The 23,935-nt window shown below is 54.9% G+C and carries 25 protein-coding genes; 10 read left to right on the top strand and 15 right to left on the bottom strand.

All coding sequences use genetic code 11. The features are described from left to right. Nucleotides 1-163: 163 nt before the first annotated feature. From ilvD to HMPREF3107_RS05430, 11 genes are all read right to left on the bottom strand, one after another. A complete protein-coding gene (ilvD, locus tag HMPREF3107_RS05480; RefSeq protein ID WP_070454163.1) occupies nucleotides 164-2,023 on the bottom strand; it encodes a dihydroxy-acid dehydratase in 1,860 nt (619 codons plus the stop codon). A gap of 212 nt (nucleotides 2,024-2,235) precedes the next feature. Next, nucleotides 2,236-2,991, bottom strand: a complete 756-nt coding sequence (locus HMPREF3107_RS05475; RefSeq protein WP_070454162.1) for a toxin-antitoxin system YwqK family antitoxin — start codon at nucleotides 2,989-2,991, stop codon at nucleotides 2,236-2,238. 107 nt (nucleotides 2,992-3,098) lie between these two features. Then, nucleotides 3,099-4,169: a 3-isopropylmalate dehydrogenase gene (gene leuB, locus HMPREF3107_RS05470; RefSeq protein WP_070454161.1), complete on the bottom strand. Its 1,071-nt coding sequence runs from the start codon at nucleotides 4,167-4,169 to the stop codon at nucleotides 3,099-3,101. Nucleotides 4,170-4,278: 109 nt separating this feature from the next. Beyond that, complete coding sequence (locus HMPREF3107_RS05465) at nucleotides 4,279-5,142, bottom strand: DUF1444 domain-containing protein (protein WP_070454160.1); 864 nt, start codon at nucleotides 5,140-5,142, stop codon at nucleotides 4,279-4,281. Nucleotides 5,143-5,152: 10 nt separating this feature from the next. After that, nucleotides 5,153-5,605 (bottom strand): NanQ anomerase/TabA/YiaL family protein, encoded by a 453-nt coding sequence (locus tag HMPREF3107_RS05460; RefSeq protein WP_070454159.1) that lies wholly within the window; start codon nucleotides 5,603-5,605, stop codon nucleotides 5,153-5,155. Between the two features lie 38 nt (nucleotides 5,606-5,643). Then, a complete protein-coding gene (locus HMPREF3107_RS05455; protein WP_070454158.1) occupies nucleotides 5,644-6,312 on the bottom strand; it encodes a DUF2625 domain-containing protein in 669 nt (222 codons plus the stop codon). A gap of 362 nt (nucleotides 6,313-6,674) precedes the next feature. Next, the gene (locus tag HMPREF3107_RS05450; RefSeq protein WP_070454157.1) at nucleotides 6,675-7,277 is read right to left on the bottom strand and encodes a lipoprotein; all 603 of its coding nucleotides are present in this window, start codon (nucleotides 7,275-7,277) and stop codon (nucleotides 6,675-6,677) included. A gap of 360 nt (nucleotides 7,278-7,637) precedes the next feature. After that, nucleotides 7,638-7,826: a hypothetical protein gene (locus HMPREF3107_RS12545; protein ID WP_246828594.1), complete on the bottom strand. Its 189-nt coding sequence runs from the start codon at nucleotides 7,824-7,826 to the stop codon at nucleotides 7,638-7,640. Nucleotides 7,827-7,999: 173 nt separating this feature from the next. Then, nucleotides 8,000-8,287 carry a hypothetical protein gene (locus tag HMPREF3107_RS05440; RefSeq protein ID WP_141742839.1) on the bottom strand — a complete coding sequence of 96 codons (288 nt, stop codon included), beginning with the start codon at nucleotides 8,285-8,287 and terminating at the stop codon, nucleotides 8,000-8,002. An 81-nt stretch (nucleotides 8,288-8,368) separates the two neighbouring features. Then, complete coding sequence (leuD, locus tag HMPREF3107_RS05435) at nucleotides 8,369-9,010, bottom strand: 3-isopropylmalate dehydratase small subunit (RefSeq protein WP_070454155.1); 642 nt, start codon at nucleotides 9,008-9,010, stop codon at nucleotides 8,369-8,371. Between the two features lie 81 nt (nucleotides 9,011-9,091). After that, on the bottom strand, nucleotides 9,092-9,277 hold the full coding sequence (locus HMPREF3107_RS05430; protein WP_070454154.1) for a hypothetical protein: 186 nt from the start codon (nucleotides 9,275-9,277) through the stop codon (nucleotides 9,092-9,094). A 506-nt stretch (nucleotides 9,278-9,783) separates the two neighbouring features. Here HMPREF3107_RS05430 and nrdA point away from each other — a divergent pair. The 8 genes from nrdA to rplI all read left to right on the top strand — a co-directional run bounded on the left by nrdA (nucleotide 9,784) and on the right by rplI (nucleotide 16,884). Continuing rightward, nucleotides 9,784-12,063 (top strand): class 1a ribonucleoside-diphosphate reductase subunit alpha, encoded by a 2,280-nt coding sequence (gene nrdA, locus HMPREF3107_RS05425; protein WP_070454153.1) that lies wholly within the window; start codon nucleotides 9,784-9,786, stop codon nucleotides 12,061-12,063. A 201-nt stretch (nucleotides 12,064-12,264) separates the two neighbouring features. Further along, the gene (locus HMPREF3107_RS05420; protein WP_070454170.1) at nucleotides 12,265-13,782 is read left to right on the top strand and encodes a Na+/H+ antiporter NhaC family protein; all 1,518 of its coding nucleotides are present in this window, start codon (nucleotides 12,265-12,267) and stop codon (nucleotides 13,780-13,782) included. 106 nt (nucleotides 13,783-13,888) lie between these two features. Continuing rightward, complete coding sequence (gene nrdB / locus HMPREF3107_RS05415; RefSeq protein WP_070454152.1) at nucleotides 13,889-15,022, top strand: class Ia ribonucleoside-diphosphate reductase subunit beta; 1,134 nt, start codon at nucleotides 13,889-13,891, stop codon at nucleotides 15,020-15,022. A gap of 85 nt (nucleotides 15,023-15,107) precedes the next feature. Next, on the top strand, nucleotides 15,108-15,413 hold the full coding sequence (gene yfaE / locus HMPREF3107_RS05410; protein ID WP_070454151.1) for a class I ribonucleotide reductase maintenance protein YfaE: 306 nt from the start codon (nucleotides 15,108-15,110) through the stop codon (nucleotides 15,411-15,413). A 103-nt stretch (nucleotides 15,414-15,516) separates the two neighbouring features. After that, on the top strand, nucleotides 15,517-15,882 hold the full coding sequence (gene rpsF / locus HMPREF3107_RS05405; protein ID WP_003772196.1) for a 30S ribosomal protein S6: 366 nt from the start codon (nucleotides 15,517-15,519) through the stop codon (nucleotides 15,880-15,882). Further along, the gene (locus HMPREF3107_RS05400) at nucleotides 15,883-16,179 is read left to right on the top strand and encodes a primosomal replication protein N (RefSeq protein WP_070454150.1); all 297 of its coding nucleotides are present in this window, start codon (nucleotides 15,883-15,885) and stop codon (nucleotides 16,177-16,179) included. It begins immediately after the preceding gene. Between the two features lie 5 nt (nucleotides 16,180-16,184). Beyond that, nucleotides 16,185-16,415 carry a 30S ribosomal protein S18 gene (rpsR, locus tag HMPREF3107_RS05395; protein ID WP_070454149.1) on the top strand — a complete coding sequence of 77 codons (231 nt, stop codon included), beginning with the start codon at nucleotides 16,185-16,187 and terminating at the stop codon, nucleotides 16,413-16,415. Nucleotides 16,416-16,431: 16 nt separating this feature from the next. Beyond that, nucleotides 16,432-16,884, top strand: coding sequence for a 50S ribosomal protein L9 (rplI, locus tag HMPREF3107_RS05390; RefSeq protein ID WP_070454148.1), 453 nt, complete (start codon nucleotides 16,432-16,434; stop codon nucleotides 16,882-16,884). Nucleotides 16,885-17,268: 384 nt separating this feature from the next. Here rplI and HMPREF3107_RS05385 read toward each other — a convergent pair whose 3' ends face one another. Both HMPREF3107_RS05385 and HMPREF3107_RS05380 read right to left on the bottom strand, forming a co-directional pair. Then, nucleotides 17,269-18,984 carry a potassium/proton antiporter gene (locus HMPREF3107_RS05385; RefSeq protein WP_070454147.1) on the bottom strand — a complete coding sequence of 572 codons (1,716 nt, stop codon included), beginning with the start codon at nucleotides 18,982-18,984 and terminating at the stop codon, nucleotides 17,269-17,271. A 232-nt stretch (nucleotides 18,985-19,216) separates the two neighbouring features. Beyond that, a complete protein-coding gene (locus tag HMPREF3107_RS05380; RefSeq protein ID WP_070454146.1) occupies nucleotides 19,217-19,561 on the bottom strand; it encodes a hypothetical protein in 345 nt (114 codons plus the stop codon). Nucleotides 19,562-19,649: 88 nt separating this feature from the next. Between HMPREF3107_RS05380 and HMPREF3107_RS05375 the strand changes: the two genes are divergently transcribed. Further along, complete coding sequence (locus HMPREF3107_RS05375) at nucleotides 19,650-19,898, top strand: hypothetical protein (protein ID WP_141742838.1); 249 nt, start codon at nucleotides 19,650-19,652, stop codon at nucleotides 19,896-19,898. 96 nt (nucleotides 19,899-19,994) lie between these two features. Here the strand turns inward: HMPREF3107_RS05375 and HMPREF3107_RS05370 are convergent, their stop codons facing one another. Both HMPREF3107_RS05370 and glnD read right to left on the bottom strand, forming a co-directional pair. Next, entirely contained in the window at nucleotides 19,995-20,993 is a 999-nt protein-coding gene (locus tag HMPREF3107_RS05370) for a hypothetical protein (RefSeq protein ID WP_246828593.1), read from the bottom strand. 34 nt (nucleotides 20,994-21,027) lie between these two features. Next, nucleotides 21,028-23,589, bottom strand: coding sequence for a [protein-PII] uridylyltransferase (glnD, locus tag HMPREF3107_RS05365; RefSeq protein ID WP_070454169.1), 2,562 nt, complete (start codon nucleotides 23,587-23,589; stop codon nucleotides 21,028-21,030). 197 nt (nucleotides 23,590-23,786) lie between these two features. Between glnD and HMPREF3107_RS12095 the strand changes: the two genes are divergently transcribed. Then, entirely contained in the window at nucleotides 23,787-23,933 is a 147-nt protein-coding gene (locus HMPREF3107_RS12095; RefSeq protein WP_168160521.1) for a hypothetical protein, read from the top strand. The last annotated feature ends 2 nt before the right edge of the window (nucleotides 23,934-23,935 follow it).

Below are 23,935 nucleotides of genomic sequence, written 5' to 3'. Positions count from 1 at the left end.
TCTTGGTGGGACTTTAGGGGATTTTGGGGGGGATTTTGCAAAGGTCTCAACCAGTGTGTCAATCATTTCAGCGTCCTTTCTAGGTATTGTTGGAACGATAATAGATTTTCAGACGACCTACGATACCGTATGGTCGTCTGAAAATCTTTATTACCGCACTGTTTTATCGCTCGATTTGCGATACGTCGCGCACCGCGCCTTTGTCGGCGGAAGTCGCCATCGCACCGTAAGCCCTTAATGCGGCGGAGACGTAGCGGTCGCGGTTTTCCGGTTTCCACGCTTTGCTGCCGCGCGCTTCCATTTCGGCACGGCGTTTTGCGAGTTCTTCGTCGGACACTTTCAGGTTGATGCTGCGGTTGGGGATGTCGATTTCGATGGTGTCGCCTTCGTGCACCAAGCCGATGGCGCCGCCTTCCGCTGCTTCGGGCGAAGCGTGGCCGATGGAGAGGCCTGATGTGCCGCCGGAGAAGCGTCCGTCAGTCAGCAAGGCGCAGGCTTTGCCCAAGCCTTTGGATTTCAGATAGGAAGTCGGATACAGCATTTCCTGCATGCCCGGGCCGCCTTTCGGGCCTTCGTAGCGGATGATGACGATGTCGCCGGCGACGATTTGGTTGCCCAAAATGCCTTCGACGGCGGCTTCTTGGCTTTCAAACACACGGGCGCGGCCGGTGAATTTGAGGATGCTCTCGTCCACGCCTGCGGTTTTCACTACGCAGCCGCGCTCGGCGATGTTGCCGAACAAGACCGCTAAACCGCCGTCCTGCGAGTAGGCGTGTTCGACGTTGCGGATGCAGCCTTTTTCGCGGTCGAGGTCGAGGGTTTTCCACATGCGGTTTTGCGAGAACGCTTGGGTGGTGCGTACGCCGCCCGGTGCGGCTTTGAAACGTTCGATGGCGCGGGTGTTTTCGGGATTGATCACGTCCCATTGTTCAATCGCGTCTTTCAATGTTGGCGCGTGGATGGTGTACACGTCGGTGTGCAGTTTGCCTGCTTTGTCCAATTCTTTCAGGATGGCGAAGATGCCGCCCGCGCGGTGCACGTCTTCCATGTAGTAGTCGTGGTTGTTGGGCGCGGTTTTGCAGATGCAGGGCACGATGCGGCTTAAGCGGTCTATGTCGGCCATTTTGAAATCCACGCCCGCTTCGTTGGCAACGGCGAGCAAGTGCAGGATGGTGTTGGTGGAGCCGCCCATGGCGATGTCCATGGTCATGGCGTTTTCAAACGCCTTCTTGGTGGCGATGCTGCGCGGCAACACGGTCTCGTCGTCTTGCTCGTAATAGCGTTTGGTGATTTCGACAATCATGCGGCCTGCTTCGAGAAACAATTCCTTGCGGCCGGCGTGGGTGGCGAGGTAGGAACCGTTGCCGGGCAGGGACAGGCCGAGCGCTTCGGTCAGGCAGTTCATGGAGTTGGCGGTGAACATACCGGAGCAGGAGCCGCAGGTTGGGCAGGCGTTTTGCTCAACTTCTTCGACCTGTTGGTTGCTGATATTGTCGTCCGCCGATTCAATCATGGCGTCAATCAAGTCCAAGCGGCGTTCGGGCTGGATGTTGGCCACGCCGATGACCTTGCCCGCTTCCATTGGACCGCCGGAAACGAAGATGGTCGGGATGTTCAGGCGCATGGCGGCAATCAGCATTCCGGGGGTAATTTTGTCGCAGTTGGAAATGCATACCAGCGCGTCGGCGCAGTGGGCGTTGACCATGTATTCGATGGAGTCGGCAATCAAATCGCGGCTGGGCAGGGAGTACAACATGCCGCTGTGTCCCATGGCGATGCCGTCGTCGATGGCGATGGTGTTGAATTCTTTGGCGATTGCGCCCGCTTTTTCGATTTCACGGGCAACCAGTTGACCCATGTTGTGCAGATGGACATGGCCGGGCACGAATTGGGTGAACGAGTTGGCAACGGCGATGATGGGCTTGCCGAAGTCGGTTTCCATCACGCCGGTGGCGCGCCACAATGCGCGGGCACCCGCCATGTTGCGGCCGTGGGTGGAGGTTTTGGAGCGGTAGTCTGGCATTTTTGTATTCCTTTGATTGGCTGGTGTTTGGAGAAGGCCGCCTGAAAAGGTATCGGTTGGTGCGACCTTGGTTTCAGACGGCCTTTGCAGGCGGTATTTTATATGAAATGCAGCATGATAAGAAATGCTGCGGGATGGGGAAGGAGGCCGTCTGAAAAATCCTGCGGCGGTTCGGAGGCGGGTTTTCAGACGGCCTCGATTGGCGGATGGGTTTATTCGTCTGATTTTAACAATTTGTCCAATTCGTCCATACGCTGCATGACGAGGCGTTTGCCCTCATCCTGCAATTCTTGCGATGCGGGGTTGCCCTGGGCATCCAAGATGCTTTGCTTGTCTGTTGCCTTATCGTAGCGGGCGGTGTACATCAGGCTGCCGTCCGGGCGGTAAAACTTCGATTCGATACCGGTGTTTGCTTGGTATGTGAGGTTGTGGAGCAGCTTGCCGTTTTCTCCGTAGATGGCGCGGTTGGCACTTCTTTGGGTACCGTAGGTATGGCTGATCAGACGGTTTTTGAGGTCGTATTCCCATTCTTCGATGATGCGGCCGTTTTCATAGAGGCCTATGCTTTGCAGACGGCCTTTACGGCTGTATACGGCCATTTTGCCGTTCAGCCCGATTTCGGGCGGGGTGGTCAGCTTCAATTTTTGATCGTCGGGAATGATGACGGGGGAAATTTGGCGCATTCCGTTGTCTTGATAAAAATCTTGGATGATGGCGCGGCCTTCGGCAGTGCGGCCCAGCAGCATGCGGTAGTAGCCGCCTTTGGCAGGCTTGGCACTCTCTCGGTGATTGTTGTCGTAGTAGGCGATAATTTGCCGTTCGGGATTGCTGATTTGGCTGACGATGCTGTTGTCGCTTTCAAATTTGGCAATCGTAAACAGATCGGTTTGAGGTTTCGGGACGATACTGCCGCAGGCACTTAAGAGGAAGGCGGCGGCTAAGGTGGGAAGCAGGATTTTGATGTTCATGTTTAGCCTTTTCGTCGTTAGGTTTCGGGTGAGGTGCAGGCCGTTTGAAAACGGGAGGGCGGCGTTGGTTTGGCAAAACGGTGTTTTCAGACGGCCTCTTTTAGGTTTTAAAGTGCGGCGACGACTGCGCTGCCCATTTCGGAGCAGGAGACGAGTTTGCCTCTGTCCTGCATGATGTCGGCGGTACGCAGGCCTTGTTCCAACACTTTTTGTACGGCGTTTTCGACTTGTTGCGCGCGGGCTTCGTCGTTCAGGCTGTAGCGCAGCAGCATGGCCAGCGAGAGGATGGTGGCCAGCGGGTTGGCTTTGTCTTGTCCGGCGATGTCGGGTGCGGAGCCGTGCGACGGTTCGTACAGGCCTTTGCCGCTTTCGTTCAGCGAGGCGGAGGGCAGCATGCCGATGGAACCGGTGAGCATGGAGGCCTGGTCGCTCAAAATATCGCCGAAAATATTGCCGGTGGCAATCACGTCAAACTGTTTGGGCGCGCGCACCAGCTGCATGGCGGCGTTGTCCACATACATGTGGGAAAGTTCGACGTCGGGATAATCTTTGGAAACTTCGTTGAAGATTTCTTTCCACAATTCGGTGGTTTCCAGTACGTTGGCCTTATCGACGGAACAGAGTTTTTTGTTGCGCTTTTGTGCCGCTTCGAAGGCGATTTTGGCAATGCGGCGGATTTCGGATTCGCTGTATTTCATGGTGTTGTAGCCTTCGCGTTCGCCGTTTTCCAGCGTGCGGATGCCGCGCGGTTCGCCGAAGTAGATGTCGCCGGTGAGTTCGCGCACGATGAGGATATCCAGTCCGGCCACGACTTCGGGTTTTAATGTGGAGGCGTCGGCAAGTTCTTTGTATAAAACGGCGGGGCGCAGGTTGGCAAACAGACCCAAGTCTTTGCGGATGGCCAAGAGGCCGCGTTCGGGGCGCAGCGGGCGTTCGAGTGTGTCGTATTGTGGCCCGCCGACCGCGCCGAGCAGCACGGCGTCGGCGGCACGGCACAGGTTTTGCGTAAATTCGGGATAGGGGTGGCCGTATTGGTCGTAGGCCGCACCGCCCAAGGGGACGTATTCGTAACGTGCGTCCAGGCCGTCTGAAATCAGTTTGTCGAGTACGCGCACGGCTTGGGCGGTAATTTCGGGGCCGATGCCGTCTCCGGGCAGGATGGCGATTTGTTTGGTCATTTCGGGTTTCCTTGTTTGGTTGGGGGAGTTTCCGACGGCAGGCCGTCTGAAATGCGGATTATAACGGAAGGCCGTCTGAAAAATTTTCTTTCAGACGGCCTTTTGCCGTTCAATGGCTTTGGAAAATGCTGATGCTGCCTTTGTGATACTGATACAGGATGTCGGATACGGTATAAGCCGATTCGTCATATGCCTGCCGTGTCAAATCGGCCAGCGCGTACAGGCTCTCTTCATCGGCGGGGTTGCACAGCAAAAGCGCGTCGCGGGCGGGAACGGAGAAGACGGGGTTGGCGGCCAAAACGTCATTGTCATGAAGGATTTCGTCCAGCAGCAGCACCAGCGCGGTATCGTAAAAGCCGTCCAAGCGGATTTGGCACAGGCTGTGCCCTTCGGCGCGGTCGGTTTCGAGGCCGTCCTGCCTGATCAGGCGGCGGATATTGTCCAATGCGGTTTCACGCAGTTTGGTACGGTCGGACAAGCCCAATTTGTCGGCGTCGGCCTGCGTCATCGAGCGCATGGCGGTACTCAAATCCAGCATGTACACCAGCAGGATGTCGCCGGCTAGCGGTTCGCAAAGCGGCAATTCTTCGGTTGACGGGCCGTTTAGTTCCCGCATTTCGTCCAGCCAGGCCGCGTTTTTCAGCGTGATGCGGATTTGCCCGCTTTCAATGGCGGCAGACTCTTGTATTGCCGATGCCATTTGCCGCATAGCGGTCAGATGGGCGGTCAGCAACCCGTCCAAGCCGTCGGGGTCTTGGCTGTATTGCGCGTAGGCGTTGGCGACGTACAGCCTGCCCGATTCGGCCTCTCCTTGGGCGGTAATCGCGATATAGGTGTCGCGCAGCGTGTCCGCCCACTCGATGACTGCCGACACGCCCGGTTCGCGGTTTGCCGCATCGGCGAAATGTTGGCAGAAGTCGCGCCAATCCATGAGTTTGGGCTTGCCACCGAACAGTTTTTTCCAAAATGACATCTCAGGCTCCTTATTCTGCAACACAGATTTTAAAAACGGCTTTGCGTATGGTTTTTTCTCCGCCCACCAGCGGGGCGTGTGCGTCATTGGTAAAGAAGAGGGTGAACTCGCCCGGTTGGAGCGTGAGCCAGGTTTCCGGTTCGCAGTCGAAAAATTCGATGTCGCGCTTTTCGTCGTAGCCCAAACCGTTTTTCAGACGGCCTCTGTCTATCCAGCCGTAGGTTTCTTCCCCGCTGATGGGGACTTGGATGTCGATGTGTTTCAAATGCGCTTCGGGCTTGGCATCGGCTTTGCTCCTCATCGGTTTGCTGCCGATAAAGAGGCGGATGTTCGGGTTTGCGCACGGCACTTGTCCGTCGGGCAGGGCGGCGAAATCCAGCGTTTGCAACAGTCGGATGGCGTCGGCGAAGTCGGGGTGCAACGCGGCGTAGCGTGCGGCATTGGAGATGGTGTCGGTAATCATGGTTTTTTGTTTGGAAAGGCTGTCTGAAAAAGCATTGCTTACAGGATGGTTTTTTGTAAATCTAAAGTGAAAGCATAATGTTCGGCAATGGGGATAGGTTTACGGCTGACTTGGTTTATGTTGCCACCTTCTTCAGTACATAAAAATGGGAAGAACGTATAAACACTGTCGCCACTCAAATCGCGGATTTCTTCGCGCCAATTCTGCCAGCGTAGGTTTTCATAATACATCTGCAGGTCGCCTACCAATGCCCAATGCAAAAAATCGCCATAGCCTTTTTCGCAATCTTCCCATTCGAGCGTATCCGGCGGGAGGTAGAAAACATTGCCAGGTGTCCCGTCCAATCCGCCGCCATTGATGGCAAAGTAGCCGCCTGCGGCATCATCGGCAATCAGGTAATAGGGCGCGGGCGCGGCAGGTTCGGATTGGGTGCGGCCGAGATTCCAGCTTCCCAGTCCGCGAGGCAGTTTGGCGCTGCCGGAACCTAGGATACGCAGCCAGCCGTGGTCGATCAGGATGCCGCCGGTTTCATACACTACCGCACCCATTACGGAACGGGTGGTTACTTGGTTTTTTAAGAGTTCGGTTTCTGCGGCGGCAGGGTTGCGCGGCAGGATTTCCACGGGATTGGTGGCTTCGGCAAGCCATTCTTGAATCAGTGGCCATGCGGGGTCGTTGGTGTTGATGAGATCGGATAATGTTTTCATATGAGGCTACCTGAAAATGAGCGAGGCGAGTTGTGGCCGGAGGGCGCGCGGGTAGCGGCGAAGACGAGGGATCTGAGTTGTTCGCTGCTCATTGTCTGTCCTTTATATCGTTGAATGAAAACCGACACTGCGACGGCCTGCTTTATCCGAATTCTTGTTGATTCGTTTTACTGCGCCGCCTTATCGCTCTGATACTGCTCATACCATTGCCGATACCTCCCACCGCATCTTTCCAAATTGTTGCAGTAAAAAGGATAGCTTACCGAAAGCGCTTGGCGGTAGACGACAATTTCATTCGGTATACCGTCCATGTGGGCAAAAATCATCATGTGCGGCAATTCCGGCTTCTTATCCGGGTTGGACTAGACGTGCGCGGCGAACAAATGTAAATCGCTGGGCATGAGCGGTTTTTCACTGAAAGCGGGATTGAGCCCCACATTGATTTCCATCGGTATCCCAATGTAGTCCGGCGGTGGAAACGAGGTGGGGAAACGCTGGCGTGTGCTGTCGCGGCCGATACCGAATCCTTTTTCTGCCATCAGTTTGTCGCCGGCTTCAATATGGATTTCATCGGTGTAGGTGAAGGGATAGCCGGCGGTGTTGTGGTCGGGGTTGGGCGGCAGGCGGAGGATGTAGAAGGCGTTTTCCGTTTTGCGGAAGGCATTGGCCTGAATATCCAGCTCCCTGATCTGTTCCCGGTTCAGGCCTCGAAAATCGAACACTTTTATGCCCCATGCTGTTTCCAGCTGCTGTGCACTCAAATCAAACAGGCAGGTGCTACCGAGTTCCGAGCGGATTTGTTGCAATAGGTCGTCGATGTCGGCGGGCTTGCCCAGTTTGCCACACGGAACGGCGGATGAGGAAACAGCACCGGATAGTGCGGTTGGCTCGGAAACGGCAGCGTCCCGTTGGCAGCCTGCCAACAGGAAAAGGGCCAGCAACGGTAAAAATGGTCGTTTCATCATCTCTATCTTTCCGCTCTTCAGCGTGGGAACATAAAAAAGACAGCAGCAGAAGCAGGTATGGAATTTTGGAAGTCCTCCATCTGTAAAGCGGATTCGGCCGTCTGAAAAACAGGAATGCCGCTATCCAGAGTTTGCCGGTTATGTATACCGCTTTTTCAGACGGCCTGTGCCACCCAAATTTGCTATCTTTTATCCGGCTGAACGACACTGCTTCATCCAAAACCAATTATATTGGTTTGCCAATGCCGTTATAGTACAAAACCTGATTCGGCGGGATAATCATCGTGCTCAGAATCAATCGGGCTTCCGTAAAAGTGCAGGTTGCTTTTTGGCAATGGGAAAGCAGCCTGCACATTATTTTCAATCGATGGCGTGGTATTCGCCCGTCCATTCGCTATCGGGTGCGGCGGCATCGGTTTTCATTTTGCCGCTGCGCCGGTCGATTTCATAACTAAACAAACGCGGAGCGGTTGCTGGGTCGCCGCCGCATTGGGCATCGTGTTTTTCGCGCACGTCCACCGTGTAGCCTTGTTTGGTTTTCTCCGCCATAAACATCAGGCATTCGGGTTTCAGCGTTGTGAGTTTGTGCCTTTCAACCGATTGGATGACTTGGAATACGGCTTGGTCTGCAGTCTTTATCCCCCAGCAGCGGCTGGCAGGGCGGCAAATGCAAACAAAAAGGTTAGGATGGTGGAAATTTTTTTCATCATATTCATCTCAATTCAATCTGTATCAGCACGATACAAAACCGTTACTGCTACCGATAAAACAGACAAGATGATCAATGTTGCCAGCTTGGACGGCAATTCGGACAACAGAGTTTGGCGTTCGAATATCATTAGGATTGCGATATACATGACCATTCCTGCCGCCGTCGGCAACGCAACCCATATTTTGGACTGCCGCTTTCGGGACAGTGCCAATAGTTGCAGCCACACGGACATTGCGCCTGCCGCCGCCCATTCACGGGGAGAAATGCCGCCGTCGCGCAGCAATTGGACGAAAGCCATACTTAGGAAAAACAGTACGAAACAAAAGGCCTGTTTGCAAAAGTTTTTCCACATCATGCTTACCCCGCGCATCTGCCGGTTTTAACCGTTAAACAGCCAAGGTTGGCTTTGGCGGCGTTTTTCTTCGAAATCGCGGATTTCGTCGGCGTGTTGCAGGGTTAAGCCGATTTCATCCAAGCCGTTTAATAGGCAGTGTTTGCGGTGTTCGGTAATGTCGAATGTGAATATTTCGCCGCTCGGGGTGGTCAGGGTTTGCTCGGCAAGGTCGATGGAGAGCTGATAGCCTTCGTTGGCTTCGACTTCTTTGAAAAGCTGGTCAACCTGTTCTTCTGTCAAAACGATAGGCAGCAGGCCGTTTTTGTAGCAGTTGTTGAAGAAGATGTCGGCGAAGCTAGGGGCGATGACGGCGCGGAAACCGTAGTCGTCCAATGCCCAAGGGGCGTGTTCGCGCGAGGAGCCGCAGCCGAAGTTTTTGCGCGTGAGCAGGATTTGTGCGCCTTGGTAACGCGGCTGGTTCAGCGAGAAATCGGGGTTCAGCGGGCGTTTGTTGTTGTCCATGCCCGGCTCGCCGTGGTCGAGGTAACGCCATTCGTCAAAGGCGTTGGGGCCGAAGCCGCTTCGTTTGATGGATTTTAAAAATTGTTTGGGGATGATGGCGTCGGTATCGACGTTCACGCGGTCGAGTGGGGCGACAAGGGCGGTAAGCTGGGTAAAGGATTTCATAGCGGTTTGTGTTATGGTTGGAGGTTGGAAAAGGCCGTCTGAAAACTTCGGTGTTGGTTTTCAGACGGCCTTCCGCGTTAATTATTCAGTGGCGTTTTCAATTTTTTCGCCGACATGGGAGATGCCGCGGCCGACCGCGTTACCCCCGTCTTTTACGGCCTCTTTCGTGCGGCTGACGTTGTGGGAAGTGTCTCGCTTTACACCGCTCCACGTGCTGGAGCAGGCAGCCAAAGACAGTGCGGCGGTCAGAATAAGCAGTTTTTTCATAATCGTTTCCTTTGTTTAATGAGTTCAACGAAATACGCGGGCGGTTGCCCGTGTGCCGCCATTATTACGGATTTAGTAGTCCGTTTCGGTTTTCGGGCGGTATTTTAATGTTTTTTTACATTGCCGTTAAAGTGCCAGGCCGGATGGGGCGGGAATGGGAAAGAAATGGGGGTGCAGGCTAATATGTTTGAATTCAATAATTTTTTGTAGTTTCAAGCCGTCTGAAAGGACTGCTTTTTATTATTTTATGGTACTGCTGTTGCATATACGCCCCTGCATCATGCGGTCATTACAAACTTTAACGTATTCGATTGGGCAGGTAAGGCGGAGGCATGCATTCATGTGCAGCGTCGATTAGGCGGAAACCTATGCTGTTCGGAGGGGCTTCTCTAAGCCGTATGCCAGTGTTTTGTCAAGCTGTCGGCGGTGTGCAAAATACGATATATTGTAGTTTGAGAGAATAAACCATACTACATCTAGTATTTTGATTGTTGGAAGGGTAACGCATGAATGCCGCTGCAAGCATTAAAGTAACCAAGCGCGACGGACGTTTGGAAAATATCGACTTAGACAAAATCCACCGTGTCGTTACTTGGGCGGCGGAAGGCTTGAAAAACGTTTCCGTATCGCAAGTCGAGCTCAAATCGCACATCCAGTTTTACAACGGCATCCGCACCGACGACATCCACGAAACCATTATCAAGGCGGCTGCCGACCTGATTTCGCAGGATACGCCCGACTATCAATATCTCGCCGCGCGTCTGGCGATTTTCCACCTGCGCAAAATCGCTTACGGCGAGTTTGAACCGCCGCATCTCTTCGACCACGTTAAAAAACTTACCGATGCGGGCAAATACGACCGCCACATCATCGAAGATTACAGCCACGAAGAGTTTGACGAGCTGAATGTCTATATCGACCACAGCCGCGACATGACCTTCTCGTATGCCGCTGTGAAGCAGCTTGAAGGCAAATATCTGGTGCAGAACCGCGTGACCCGCCAGATTTATGAAACGCCGCAGTTTTTATACATCTTGGTGGCGATGTGCCTCTTCAGCAAATACCCGAGAGAGACGCGCTTGGATTACGTCAAACGTTTTTACGACGCTGTTTCTACGTTTAAAGTATCGCTGCCAACCCCGATTATGAGCGGCGTGCGCACGCCTACGCGCCAGTTCTCAAGCTGCGTATTGATTGAATGCGACGACAGTCTGGATTCCATCAATGCTACCACCAGCGCGATTGTGAAATACGTTTCCCAACGCGCGGGCATCGGCATTAACGCCGGACGTATTCGCGGTTTGGGCAGCGAAATCCGCGGCGGCGAAGCGCAACACACCGGCTGCATTCCGTTTTTCAAAATGTTCCAAGCGGCGGTCAAATCCTGCTCGCAGGGCGGCGTACGCGGCGGCGCGGCAACTTTGTTCTATCCCTTGTGGCACATCGAAGCCGAAAGCCTGTTGGTGTTGAAAAACAACCGCGGCGTGGAAGACAACCGCATCCGCCAGCTTGATTACGGCGTGCAAATCAACCGCCTGCTGTACACCCGCCTGATTAAAGGCGGCAACATTACGCTGTTTTCGCCCAACGAAGTCCCCGGCCTGTACGACGCGTTCTTTGCCGACCAAGACGAATTCGAGCGTCTCTACACGAAATACGAGCAAGACCCGAATATCCGCAAGCGCACTTTGTCGGCTACCGATTTGTTCTCCACGCTGATGCAGGAACGCGCCGGAACAGGACGTATCTACATCCAAAACGTTGACCACTGCAACACGCACAGCCCATTTGACCCACGCGTTGCGCCCGTACACCAGTCCAATCTGTGCATGGAAATCGCCCTGCCGACCAAACCGCTGGACAACATCAACGACCCGAACGGCGAAATTGCCTTGTGTACCTTGTCTGCCTTCAACTTGGGCGCATTAAACGGCTTGGACGAGTTGGAAGGGCTTGCCGATTTGACCGTGCGCGCACTCGATGCTTTACTGGATTATCAAGACTATCCGGTTGAAGCCGGCCGCACCGCGACCATGAACCGCCGCACGCTCGGCATCGGTGTCATCAACTACGCCTACTATCTGGCGAAAAACGGCGTCCGTTACAGCGACGATTCCGCGCTCGGCCTGACCCACCGCACCTTTGAAGCCATGCAGTATTACCTGCTCAAAGCATCGGTGAACCTTGCCAAAGAATACGGTGCATGTCCGCTGTTCAACCAAACTGTTTATTCGCAAGGCAAACTGCCCATCGACACCTACAAAAAAGACTTGGATGCCGTGTGCAGCGAACCGCTGTTGTGCAACTGGGAAAGCCTGCGCGCCGACATCGTCAAATACGGCCTGCGCAACTCCACTCTGACCGCACTCATGCCGTCTGAAACCAGTTCGCAAATCGCCAACGCCACCAACGGCATCGAGCCACCGCGCGGATTGGTAACGGTCAAAGCATCGAAAGACGGTATTTTGAAACAAGTCGTGCCGGAGTTTGAAGCCCTGAAAGACGCCTATGAAACCCTATGGCAGCTTCCGGGCAACGAAGGCTACCTGAAACTTGTCGGCGTGATGCAAAAATTCGTCGATCAGGCGATTTCCGCCAACACCGCCTACGACCCGGGCAAATTCGAAGGCAACAAAGTTTCCATGAAACAAATGCTCAAAGACTTGCTGACCGCCTACAAATACGGCGTCAAAACCCTGTACTACCACAACACCCGCGACGGCGCGGACGATACGCAGACCGATATTCAGGATGACGGCTGTGCGGGCGGGGCTTGTAAGATTTGATGAAGGGGGGAGTTTTCAGACGGCCTTACCGCTCGTAAAGGCCGTCTGAAAATTTCTCCGCTTTAACTCTTCTTTACACATAAACGGCAATTAACGATACAATGGCGGCCTTTCAGCCGCCTAAACGTTGCGGCTCCGTACCGACTGCTGCGGCTGAGTTTGCGCCGCAGCCCGATTAACGAACCTTTTGGGAGAATCATCATACAACTCCTAGACTATAGCCACTCCTTTTGGTCGGTTGTGCCGCCGTTTCTCGCGCTGGCATTGGCCGTGATTACCCGCCGCGTATTGTTGTCGCTGAGCATAGGCATCGTTGTCGGTGCGTTAATGCTGACCGGAGGCAATCCGCTTGACGGCCTGCTTCACCTGAAAGACATTACGGTGTCGCTGGTGTATGCCGATGGCTCGTTTGACTGGGGTAAAACGAAAATCCTGCTGTTTTTGCTCTTGCTCGGCGTATTTACGTCGTTGCTGACTTTTTCCGGCAGCAATCAGGCTTTTGCCGAGTGGGCGCAGCAGCGCATCAAATCGCGGCGCGGTGCAAAAATGCTGACCGCCTGTTTGGTATTCGTTACCTTTATCGACGATTACTTCCATAGTTTGGCCGTCGGCGCGATTGCGCGCCCCGTTACCGACAAATTCCGCGTTTCCCGCGCAAAACTGGCCTATATTCTCGATTCTACCGCCGCACCGATGTGCGTACTGATGCCGGTTTCAAGTTGGGGGGCGTCGATTATCGCCACTTTGTCAGGCTTGCTGGTGATGTACAATATCGACGGATATACGCCGATGGGTATTTTCACGGCGATGAGCCTGATGAATTATTACGCCCTGTTTGCGTTGCTGATGGTGTTTGTTACGGCGTGGTTCTCTTACGACATCGGTTCGATGGCCCGTTTCGAGCGCAATGCTTTAAAAGAGGATGCGCATACCCATGCGCCGTCCGCAAACGGGCAGGCAGGCCGTGTTTATGCCCTGATTGTGCCGGTTTTGGTGCTGATTTGTGCCACGGTTTCCGCCATGCTTTACACCGGCAGCCGCGAATTGGAAACGTTCAGCCTGTTGGGTGCGTTTGAGAAAACCGATGTCAATACGTCGCTGGTGGTCGGCGGCAGTTCGGGTGTGTTGGCGGTATTGCTTTGCACCGTCGGCACGATACGCAAAAGTGATTACGGCACGGCGGTGTGGCGGGGTCTGAAATCAATGTTCGGTGCCATCTCCATTCTGATTTTGGCGTGGTTGATCAGTATCGTGGTCGGCCAAATGCATACCGGCGATTATCTGTCTACGCTGGTTGCCGGAAACATTCATCCCGGCCTGCTGCCGCTGATTTTGTTTGCACTTGGCTGCATTATGGCCTTTGCCACCGGCACGAGCTGGGGGACGTTCGGTATTATGTTGCCGATTGCTGCGGCAATGGCGGTAAAAGTCGATGCTGCGTTAATTGTGCCGTGCATGTCGGCTGTGATGGCGGGCGCGGTATGCGGCGACCACTGTTCGCCGATTTCGGATACCACCATTCTGTCGTCCACCGGTGCGCAGTGTAACCATATGGACCATGTTACCACCCAGCTGCCATATGCATTGGCGGTTGCCGGTGCGGCCGGTGTCGGCTATCTGGTGCTCGGTTTCAGCCGCCAGCCGCTGCTGGGATTTGTCGCGACCGGCGTTGTGTTGGCCGTGCTGTTTTGGTTGTTGAAAAAACCTTCTGATCATTAAGCCTGAAACTGCAATCATCATCCTTTTCAGACGGCCTCGATGTTGAAGGCCGTCTGAAAAACCGTTTTACAGAGAGAATAACGCTATGTCCTGTGAACACTTGACCATGTCTTACAGCACCTTCCCGAAAGCCAAAAACGACGCGCTTAAAGAGCCGATGTTTTTTGGTCAGCCGGTTAATGTTGCCCGTTATGACCAGCAGAAATACGAAGTATTTGAAAAACTGATTGAAAAGCAGCTTTCATTTTTCTGGCGGCCGGAAGAAATCGACGTGTCGCGCGACCGTATCGACTACGCCAACCTGCCCGAACACGAAAAACACATTTTCATCAGCAATCTGAAATACCAAACCCTGCTCGACTCCATCCAAGGCCGCAGTCCGAACGTTGCCTTGCTGCCTTTGGTGTCGATTCCCGAGTTGGAAACTTGGATTGAAACGTGGAGTTTCAGCGAAACCATCCACTCGCGCAGCTATACCCATATCATCCGCAATATCGTCAACGACCCGTCGGTCGTGTTCGACGACATTGTGCAGAACGAATACATCATCGCCCGCGCCGAAGACATCGCCTGCTATTACGATGATTTAATAGAATATACCCAGTATTACAATCTGTTGGGCGAAGGGACGCACAATGTCGGCGGTAAGCTCGTTACGGTGTCTTTGCGCGAGTTGAAGAAAAAACTCTATCTCTGCCTGATGTGCGTCAACGTGTTGGAAGCCATCCGTTTCTACGTTTCATTTGCCTGCTCGTTCGCCTTTGCCGAGCGCGAGTTGATGGAAGGCAACGCCAAAATCATCAAGCTGATTGCCCGTGATGAAGCCCTGCACCTGACCAGCACCCAGCATATGCTCAACCTGATGCGCGCCGGTGTTGACGACCCTGAGATGGCGGAAATCGCCGTCGAATTGCAGGACGAATGTTTCAAACTCTTCAAAAAAGCAGCGGAGCAGGAAAAAGAATGGGCAGCCTATCTGTTTAAAGACGGTTCCATGATTGGTCTGAACAAGGAAATTTTGGCGCAATACGTCGAATATATCACCAACCTGCGTATGCAGGCGGTCGGCTTGCCTGCCGGATTCGAAGGTGCCACCCAAAATCCGATTCCGTGGATTAACGCGTGGCTGTCGTCCGACAACGTACAGGTCGCGCCGCAGGAAGTGGAAATTTCTTCTTACTTAATCGGTCAGATCGATTCGGAAGTCAGCGCGGACGATTTGGGCGATTTCGAACTGTAATCGGGCTTTGCGGCTTTTCTGTGGTTTCATGGTCTTTGAGGCCGTCTGAAAACTTTCAGACGGCCTTTCGTTCCCAAATAACGATATGGCATTCATCAGCACACACGACAAAACCTTCGAGCTTCAAGAGGGCGAAACCTTATTGGAGGGCTTGGAGCGAACCGGCCACGAGGTCGAATACCAGTGCCGCAGCGGCTATTGCGGTTCCTGCCGCGTCAAAATATTGGACGGCAGGGTGTCCTACGAAGATTTCCCGCTGGCGTTTGTCGCGCCCGGCGAGATTCTGCCGTGTTGCTGTCGGGTGAGTGAGGACATTAAGGTCGATTGCCGCGCGAGAATGAGCGAACCGGATTTGTTTGCAGGCGATTTGTTCGGCAATATAGGCAGTTAGCCCCTTGCGCAAACTACGTCTGGCAGCTATAATGCCACGTTTTGCAACCTTGTCTGCCGCAATCGCATGGCGGCAGGCTGTCTTTAAACCGTAAGGAGATAACATGCGTCATTACGAGATCGTGTTTATCGTTCACCCTGATCAAAGCGAGCAAGTACCCGCTATGGTTGAACGCTACAAAGCACTGGTAACCGAAAACAACGGTAAAATCCACCGTTTGGAAGACTGGGGCCGCCGCCAGTTGGCATACCCTATCAACAAAATTCATAAAGCACATTATGTTCTGATGAACATTGAAGCCACTCCGGCCGTTATTGAAGAATTGGAGACCGGTTTCCGTTTCAACGATGCCGTACTGCGTCATCTGACTATTCAGACCAAACATGCAGTTACCGACGCTTCTCCAATGATGAAAGAAGAGAAGTCGAAAAACCTGTTGAAACAACAGCAAGAAACTGCCGAAGCATAATTGGACAACTCCCTGACCCTTACCGCCCGTATCGAAAAATGCGGCATCATCCGTTATACGCCCGCAGGCGTGCCTGTGTTGGATTTAATGCTGAAGCATGAATCTTGGCAAAATGAGAACGGTGAAAAATGTCTGGCAAAGCTTGAAATAGCGGCCAGGATAGTCGGTAAGGAGGCTTTGGTTTGGCAGGGTCGGCAGGATTGGGCCGTACAGGTCAGCGGTTTTTTAGCCGCAGCCGGCCTGCGTTATCCAAAGCCGATACTGCGGATACAGAACATTCAAGAATATAAAGGTTAAACGACATGGCTCGTCAAACATTCAAACGTAGAAAATTCTGCCGTTTTACGGCTGAAAAAATCCAAGAAGTGGATTACAAACAAGTTGATTTGCTGAAAGATTTCATTACTGAAAACGGCAAAATCATTCCTGCCCGCATCACCGGAACCAAAGCGTACTACCAACGCCAACTGGCTGTTGCCGTAAAACGCGCCCGTTTCTTGGCGTTGCTGCCTTATACCGACCAACACAAATAATTTTGGAGCGTAGATCATGCAAATTATTCTGTTAGAAAAAATCGGTGGTTTGGGCAACTTGGGCGATATCGTAACCGTGAAAAACGGCTATGCCCGCAACTTCCTCATCCCGCAAGGTAAAGCCAAACGCGCAACAGAGGCCAATAAAGCCGAATTCGAAGCACGCCGTGCCGAATTGGAAGCCCGTCAGGCTGAAATTCTTGCCGATGCTTTGGCCCGCAAAGAGAAATTGGACGGACAAGTCATCACAGTGGCCCAAAAAGCCGGCGTAGATGGCCGTCTGTTCGGTTCCGTTACCAATGCCGACATTGCTTCAGCCATTGTGGCAAGCGGCATCAAAGCAGAAAAAGCCAATGTTCGTTTGCCTGAAGGCCCGTTTAAAGCCATCGGTGAATACGAAGTGGAAATTGCATTGCACAGCGATGCAGTAGCAAAAGTTACCGTAGCAGTAGTTGCCGCTGCCGAGTGATGCTTTTATTAAAAGAAAACCGCATCAAATTATGATGCGGTTTTTTTATTTTCAGTCTTAGAATTTCAAATTGCAGGATTGAGTTTGGATTTTTACTACAGTAAACCAGCTTGATTCCGGATATTAAGTTGGGAAACCATAAACATCACAAACCACAATTTCGTAAGATTGGGCAGTCCTGCTGTGTGAGGAATTTGGCTTTTGATGGCTGATAGTTATGGATAAATAGACCGTTTAAATATTCACGTTGAATTTCTGCCTGATTGGGGAACATAATGGTTCAAATAAATGATTTTCCCAAATTCATGTTTTTTCCAAATTTATATTTTCATCTGTTTGATTGATACCTTGCCGGTTTTGGCCAACTCACGGTATGGCAATGCCTCAATCCGGAATTTTCAAGCCAAGCTGGCGAATCTGGGCTTTATTGTCTAATTCTTTCACTGTGATTTTAAAGCCGTTCAAATCAATGCAGTCGCCTGCGACGGGCATATCGCCGAAACGCCGTCTGAACAGTTCGTCCAGGCGGAGGTTGCGTTCGTGTTCGTCCACGGGCAGGCCGTAGGCTTCGGCAAGGTCGCCGACAATGGCTTCGGGGTTCAGGTTGAATGCACCGAAGAAGGTTTGTTCGCCGTGGTTGTTGCCGGCAAATTGCTGGGCGAAGTCATCGCCCAGCTGTTCGTCGAGGATGAACCATACGATGTCGCCTGCCTTCATCTTCGTGCTGGGTAGGACGGCTATGTTTTCGCCGTTGCGGAGCAGGGCAAAGATGCGGCCGTCTGAAAACCTGTCGCGCGTCATGGCGGACGGGTGGCTATCTTCCGCGTCGGAATTAGCCTCGACTTTGAACGATTGCAGGGATACGGCCAGTTTGTCGGCTAACCAGATTTCACGTTGCGACAGCGGTTCCGGCTTGGGCGGTAAATCGACTTTCAACAGGCGGGCGAAAAACGGGATGGTTGCACCTTGAATCAGCAGCGAGAGGATGACGACGGCGAAGGCAACGTCGAACAGCATCAGGGAGCCGGGCACGTTCATCATCACGGGCGTGATGGCAAGGGTAATCGGTACGGCGCCGCGCAGTCCGACCCAGCTGATGTAGGCGACTTCGCGCGACCGGTAGCTGAAAAACTTGAGCGAAGTCCAGACGGCTAGGGGGCGGGCGGCGAAGATGAGGAAGGCGGCGATGACGACGGCTTTGGGGCCGGTTTCAATCAGTCTGGCGGGGCTGACCAGCAGGCCGAGGACGAGGAACATCGATGCCTGGGCCAGCCAGGCCAGGCCGTCCATCACATTCAAAACGTGTTCGGTGGAGCTGTTGCGCGAGTTGCCGATGAACACGCCTGCCAAATATACCGCCAGAAAGCCGCTGCCGCCGAGCAGGTTGGTAACGGCGAACACGAGCAGGCCGCCCGAGGCGATTAAAATGGCGTACAGCCCTTCGGCCAGGCTGATGCGTTCCAATATTTTCGCCAGTAATTTACCTGCCGCATAGCCGGAAAACAGTCCCAGTCCGAGCTGGGTGGCCAGCAGTGTCAGCATGGAGGCGGAGTCGGTTCCGGCAGGGTTCATGATGAGGCCGATAAAGGCACTGACCAGCAGGATGGCCATTGGGTCGTTGCAGCCGCTCTCCAACTCCAAGGTGGCGGAAATACGCGAATTGAGGCGCACGCCGCTGCTGCGCAACAGCGAGAAAACCGCTGCCGCATCGGTCGAGCCGACAATGGCGGCCATCAATACGCCCAATTTCCAGTCGATATTGAGAAAAAAGGTGGCGAAGATGCCGAGCAGGGCGACGGTGGCAATCACGCCCCAAGTAGCCAAAACGGCGGCAGGCTTGAGGGCGAGGCGGAAACTGTCGAATTTGGTACGCAGGCCGCCGTCGAGCAGGATGATGGCCAAAGCGAGCTGGCCGACCATGTTGGCGAAGGCGAAGTTGTCGAATTTGATGCCGCCCAAACCTTCCTCGCCCGCCAACATGCCGACGACGAGGAAAACCAGCAACAGGGGCATGCCGAAACGCGAAGAAACACGCGATGCGACGACGCTGATGAACAACAGCAGGGCGATGATGAGGAAGAAAGTGTTGAGCGAGTCCAAAGCGGCCGGCTTTCTTAAAAATGGATGACGGAAGATACGGAAAAACCGACGGATCTTACCATAGAACGCTGTGTTTCCCGCTGTTTGGCCGTCTGAAAACGGCGGCTGGGCGGTGATTGCGTATCGGGTGAAAGCGATGTTTCAGACGGCCTTTTCAGCCGTAATGTTTGCCGAATCCGATTTCCGGTATGAAGGCTGCAAACCGGCGAAAGGCTTCTTCCTCGGCAAACAGCTATTTGCAATAGCCGAAATCGTAACCGGTCTTCGCCAGCCGGTGGGCGTGCCAACGGCCGTTGCGGCAATGCGGCAGCGGTTCGAAGCAAGAGGGATATTCAGATTGCTGCTGGAGGCATTCGCCGAAACACTCGCCAAATGTCAGCCAGCACCAGCGTTCGGCAAAATCGAGCTGCGGGTAGAACAGCTTTACCACCAGACTGTAAGGCAGCCGCTGCCGCCATGTATCTCGTTCTGCTTCCGCTTCGGGCCATTGTACGGGCGGCAGGCACTCGCGCAGGTAGTCGGCAAATTCAACCATGCTCACGGCATTGTGACGTGCAAAATTGGAAATATCGCTCATTGTTTTATCTTTTGGGGGACGGGATGATTTTTCAGACGGCCTCACGGTTTGAGTGTTGTATATATTCCCCCAATAGCATAGATGGGATGTGAAGCGGATACGCGTTATTCGGTTTTCAGACGGCCTCAATATGCCCCAAGGCCGTCTGAAAGCAGGTTCGGCGGGATTGGAGCAGTTCGTGCAGGCGACGGCGCGATGCGGCTGGATACTGCAGCGGGTCGGCCTTTATGCAGACAGGGCGGATGTTTCCCTTCGGCAAACTTTTAGGCCTGCCGTTTATGCGTTTGTCCGGCAGACGTGCGGACTGTTTGCCCCGCATGGTTGGTTTGGCGGCTAAATGTCTTTTCAGACGGCCTCGGTCTATGGAGGCCGTCTGAAAACTTTGGGGGTTCGGGTTTAAGCGGACGGCGGTATGCCGTGGCGTTTTGCGTGCCTATTCGTCGTCTTCATCGTAGTTTTTCCACCAGATGCCGCTTTCGGGATGCCGAGGCTGGGGGTAATCCTGCGGGACGATTTCCCAAACCGCCCGGCCGCCTGCCTGTGCCGCCCAGTCGTCCAGCAGTGCTTGTGCGTCGGCCAAACTTCGGGCGGCGATGCCGAAGCTGCGCTCGGCCTGCCATGCGCCCGGTTCGGCAGATGCGTGATGTTCGTGATTGTGCGGCGTGCCGTAGCTGCAGCGCAGGCAGATGAAGCTGATGCTGCTTGTCCAATCTTCGGCGTAGGTGTCGGTGTGCAGCGATTGTTCGGACAGTGCGTGCGAATCGGCTTCAGACGGGCATCGTACGAAAGCGGCGTAGGTTTGGCGGGGCGACTGCCGCCAACGTTCCAATGCGTTGAATACCAAGACTTCGCCGCCTTGGCCGTCGGCGCGCCTGCCAGTGGATGCGCCGTCGTGCAGTACGATGTCGCCCGTGCGGTAGCCGCTTTCTGGCAGGGGGACGTTGATGATGCGGGAGCGGCAGGGGTCGATTCGGCGGGCATAGACGCACTCGCCGCCTGCCCAAGGATTCAGCCGTAATACGGCGGTGTCGAAATCGGTTTCGATTTCGCCTTCGCCTTCGGGCAGGGGGATGCCGCAGGCCGCCCACAGTTGCCGCGCCGTCTGCCAGTCGTGCAGGGCGGTGGCGGCGATGGCGGCATTCCAATGGGCGGCTTCGTCAAACTCTGGGGCGCAGGCAATGGCGGCGAGGTTGGCTTGCAGCGACAATGCCCAGTCCATGCGGTATTTGGCGGCAAGTCCGAGCATGTAGCGGTATTGGGCATTGTCGGGATGCGCTTTGGCGAGTTCCGCGAATTTGTCGGCGGCGGTTGCAGGTCGCCCGCATCGAAGGCCAGGTAGGCTTGGTTGTGCAGTTTTTTGTGTTGGCGGTGGTTTTTTCGGAACATGTTTTGTATCGGGTAAGGGTGGGTTGGAAACGTCGGTTTGCCGCATTGTTTTGTATTTGTATCGGTGCCGTACGGTATTTTCAGACGGACAATACGGCGGACAGGTCTTTTTTCAGGGCGACTTGGCGGTTGGGGTCGGCCAGGCCGGGGCTGAAAAGTAAGAAGCTGTCTTCCACGCGGTCATCCGTGGTGCTGATTTGGGCATAGCGTAGGCTGATGCCGTGGCGGTTGAATACTTCGGCGGCATTGGCGAGTAGGTAGGGGCGGTTGACCGCAATCAGGCTCAGGGTAAACCAGCCGGGCTGTTCTTCTTCGGCGCGGATTTCGACAACCGGCACAATCGGCTGGTGGCGGGCGCGTCGGCTGCGGATGCCGTCTGAAAACGAGCCGTTGCGGATTTTGCCGTGCAGGAAGTCTTGCAGTTCCGCCGACAGGGCGTTTTCTATCCGCTGCCGGTCGTCGTCGGTGCTGCCTTCGGGCGGACGGACGGCGAAGGTGTCGAGGACGTAGTCGTGGGCGGTGATGAAGGCGCGTGCGGCGGCGATGTCGAGGTTGTGGCGGCTGAAAATGCGGCAGAGGTTGGCAAACAGGCGGTCGGCATTGGGCAGGTAAACCATGACTTGCAGCATGTTGCCGTTGGCCGGATGCGGGCGGATGCGGGTGCAGGCCTGTTCGGGATGGTGAACCAGATGGGCGGTGTGCCAGAGGATTTCGCTTTCCTGATGGTGGACGAAATATGCCGCGCCGAGTGCCTGCCACAGTTTGCGCTGTTCTTTTTCGCCGATGCCGGCGGCGGTGAGGGCGGCAATGGCGGCGGCCTGTCGGCGGCCAGTAACGGCGGCGCGGCTGTCGGAGTTGCCGTTGAAACGGCGGGAGGCCGTCTGAAAGAGGTTTTCCAGCAGGCCGGCTTTCCATGAATTCCAAATTTTCGGGTTGGTGCCGCGTATGTCGGCGACGGTGAGAAGGTAGAGGGCGGACAGGCGTTCCGTGTTGCCGACGCGGCGGCAGAAGCGGGCGACGACGTCGGGGTCTTGGATGTCTTCCTTTTGTGCGGTCATCGACATCAGCAGGTGGTTTTCTACCAGCCAGCAGAGCATTTCGCCGTCTTCTTCGGGCAGGAAGTGATCGGCGGCGAAGCGGCGTGCGTCGGCCACGCCTTGTACGGCATGGTCGCCGCCTCGCCCTTTGGCGATGTCGTGGAAGAGGGCGGCAAGGTAGAGCAGATATTTTTTGTCGAAGGCGTTCATGACGGCGGAGGCGAAGGGCAGTTCGTGCACGTGCTGTTCCATTGCCAGGCGGCGCATGTTCCGCAGGACGGTGAGGATGTGGTCGTCCACGGGGTAGATGTGGAACAGGTCGTGTTGCAGCAGGCCGACGATTTTGTTCCATTCGGGCAGATAGCGGCCGAGTACGCCGTAGAGGTTGAGGAAGCGCATGGTACGGGTCAGGCCGCGCCCGTGTCGGAAAAAGCCGATAAAGCGGCGGCGGTTGGCTTCGTTTTCGTAGAAGGCGCGGTTGATTTTCCGCGCCGCCGCCCACCAGGCGCGCAGGGTTTTCGGCGCGATGGCGGTCAGGTCGCTGTGCCGCTGCAGCAGTTCGATGATGATGAAAATGTGTTCGGGCTGTTGTTTGAACAGGTTTTTGTCGCGGACGGCGATTTGGTTGCCGATTTGGTAATAGTGGCGGTCGATGGCCCGTTCCACGCGCGGCAGCGGCGTGTACACGCGCCCGCTCAGCATCGGCAGGATGATGCCGTTGAGCTGTTTGACCGCCTTGGCCGCGCGGTAGAAACGGTGCATCAGTTTTTCGCTTTTCAGACGGCCTCCTTCGCCGTCGGGCAGGATGTTTTCCGCCAAACGGGTTTGCAGGTCGAATATCAGGCGGTCTTCTTCGCGGCCGGCGGCCAGGTGCAGGTCGATGCGGATGGCGGCCAGTTCGCGGTGGCTGTTGGCGAGGATGCCGGCTTCGGCGCGGGTGAGGATGCGTTGGCGGATAAGTGCGTCAAAACCGGCATCGATGCCTTGCGCCTTGGCCAGCCAAAGCATGGTGTGGATGTCGCGCAGGCCGCCGGGACAGGTTTTGACGTTCGGTTCGAGCAGCGCGCCGGAGCCTTGCTGTTTGTCGTGCCGCTGCTGCATTTCGAGCAGTTTGCCTTCGATAAAGGCGGCGGGGTGGCGTTGGGCGTTTAAAGTTTGGATGAATTGTCCGGCCAAACCGGCGTTGCCGCATAAAAAACGGGCCTCGAGAAAGGCCGTGTCGGCCGTCAGGTCTTGGCGTGCGCTTTCGCACAGTTCCGCCGCCGTGCCGGCCTTCAGGGACGGCGCAAGGCCAAGGTCCCACAGGGTTTGCACCAGCCCGGCCATCCGCTCTTCTTCACCGGCATCGAGCGGGGCGGCGGATACCAGTGTCAAATCGGTATCGGAATAGGGATACACTTCGCCGCGCCCGTAGCCGCCGACGGCCAGCAGGCAGAAGCGGCCGTCATCGAAAAACGACGGCCATAATTCGGCCAGCGTGCGGTCGATTGTCCGGCAGTATTGCTGGAAAAAGAGGTTGGGGCGGCGGTTGGCGAGATAGCGTTCGGCGGCCTGCTGTTTCTGCTGTTGCAGGCGGCGGGCGAGGGCGGGAATATCGGCTTGCATAGCGGGTACGGCGGAAAAGGGAAAGCGGGAATTGTGCCGTGCGCGGCGGCAAAGCACAAGGTGGATGAGGCCGTCTGAAAACAATGCGGGCGGCGCGTTTGAGGCAGGCTATCCGAAACGAGATGCCGATAGTGGGTAAAAAGACCGCTTTGCTTTACAATGCGCCCTTTTACAACCCCCTAAAGAAAGGCAGAATCATGAGCCAGGAAGAAAACAAAATCAAAGTAGATACTTATGACAACGAACAAAACCAGCAGCCGAAAGAGGAAATCGAGCTGCCAGTGATCGACGACAACAAAGGTGAAACCACCGAAAGCGGCTGCTGCGGCGTGTGCGGCGGCTGATT

Source organism: Neisseria sp. HMSC31F04 (genome assembly GCF_001807735.1).
GTDB lineage: Bacteria > Pseudomonadota > Gammaproteobacteria > Burkholderiales > Neisseriaceae > Neisseria > Neisseria elongata.
Note: the sequence above shows the minus strand (reverse complement) of the source record. Positions and strands in the feature narration are given on the sequence as shown.

Bases quoted from the DNA above. Each gene is read 5' to 3' on its own strand.
- ilvD (WP_070454163.1), bottom strand. From the start codon at position 2,023: ATGCCAGACTACCGCTCCAAAACCTCCACCCACGGCCGCAACATGGCG.
- HMPREF3107_RS05475 (WP_070454162.1), bottom strand. From the start codon at position 2,991: ATGAACATCAAAATCCTGCTTCCCACCTTAGCCGCCGCCTTCCTCTTA.
- leuB (WP_070454161.1), bottom strand. From the start codon at position 4,169: ATGACCAAACAAATCGCCATCCTGCCCGGAGACGGCATCGGCCCCGAA.
- HMPREF3107_RS05465 (WP_070454160.1), bottom strand. From the start codon at position 5,142: ATGTCATTTTGGAAAAAACTGTTCGGTGGCAAGCCCAAACTCATGGAT.
- HMPREF3107_RS05460 (WP_070454159.1), bottom strand. From the start codon at position 5,605: ATGATTACCGACACCATCTCCAATGCCGCACGCTACGCCGCGTTGCAC.
- HMPREF3107_RS05455 (WP_070454158.1), bottom strand. From the start codon at position 6,312: ATGAAAACATTATCCGATCTCATCAACACCAACGACCCCGCATGGCCA.
- HMPREF3107_RS05450 (WP_070454157.1), bottom strand. From the start codon at position 7,277: ATGATGAAACGACCATTTTTACCGTTGCTGGCCCTTTTCCTGTTGGCA.
- HMPREF3107_RS12545 (WP_246828594.1), bottom strand. From the start codon at position 7,826: ATGGCGGAGAAAACCAAACAAGGCTACACGGTGGACGTGCGCGAAAAA.
- HMPREF3107_RS05440 (WP_141742839.1), bottom strand. From the start codon at position 8,287: ATGGCTTTCGTCCAATTGCTGCGCGACGGCGGCATTTCTCCCCGTGAA.
- leuD (WP_070454155.1), bottom strand. From the start codon at position 9,010: ATGAAATCCTTTACCCAGCTTACCGCCCTTGTCGCCCCACTCGACCGC.
- HMPREF3107_RS05430 (WP_070454154.1), bottom strand. From the start codon at position 9,277: ATGAAAAAACTGCTTATTCTGACCGCCGCACTGTCTTTGGCTGCCTGC.
- nrdA (WP_070454153.1), top strand. From the start codon at position 9,784: ATGAATGCCGCTGCAAGCATTAAAGTAACCAAGCGCGACGGACGTTTG.
- nrdB (WP_070454152.1), top strand. From the start codon at position 13,889: ATGTCTTACAGCACCTTCCCGAAAGCCAAAAACGACGCGCTTAAAGAG.
- yfaE (WP_070454151.1), top strand. From the start codon at position 15,108: ATGGCATTCATCAGCACACACGACAAAACCTTCGAGCTTCAAGAGGGC.
- rpsF (WP_003772196.1), top strand. From the start codon at position 15,517: ATGCGTCATTACGAGATCGTGTTTATCGTTCACCCTGATCAAAGCGAG.
- rpsR (WP_070454149.1), top strand. From the start codon at position 16,185: ATGGCTCGTCAAACATTCAAACGTAGAAAATTCTGCCGTTTTACGGCT.
- rplI (WP_070454148.1), top strand. From the start codon at position 16,432: ATGCAAATTATTCTGTTAGAAAAAATCGGTGGTTTGGGCAACTTGGGC.
- HMPREF3107_RS05380 (WP_070454146.1), bottom strand. From the start codon at position 19,561: ATGAGCGATATTTCCAATTTTGCACGTCACAATGCCGTGAGCATGGTT.
- HMPREF3107_RS05370 (WP_246828593.1), bottom strand. From the start codon at position 20,993: ATGCGGCAAACCGACGTTTCCAACCCACCCTTACCCGATACAAAACAT.
- glnD (WP_070454169.1), bottom strand. From the start codon at position 23,589: ATGCAAGCCGATATTCCCGCCCTCGCCCGCCGCCTGCAACAGCAGAAA.
- HMPREF3107_RS12095 (WP_168160521.1), top strand. From the start codon at position 23,787: ATGAGCCAGGAAGAAAACAAAATCAAAGTAGATACTTATGACAACGAA.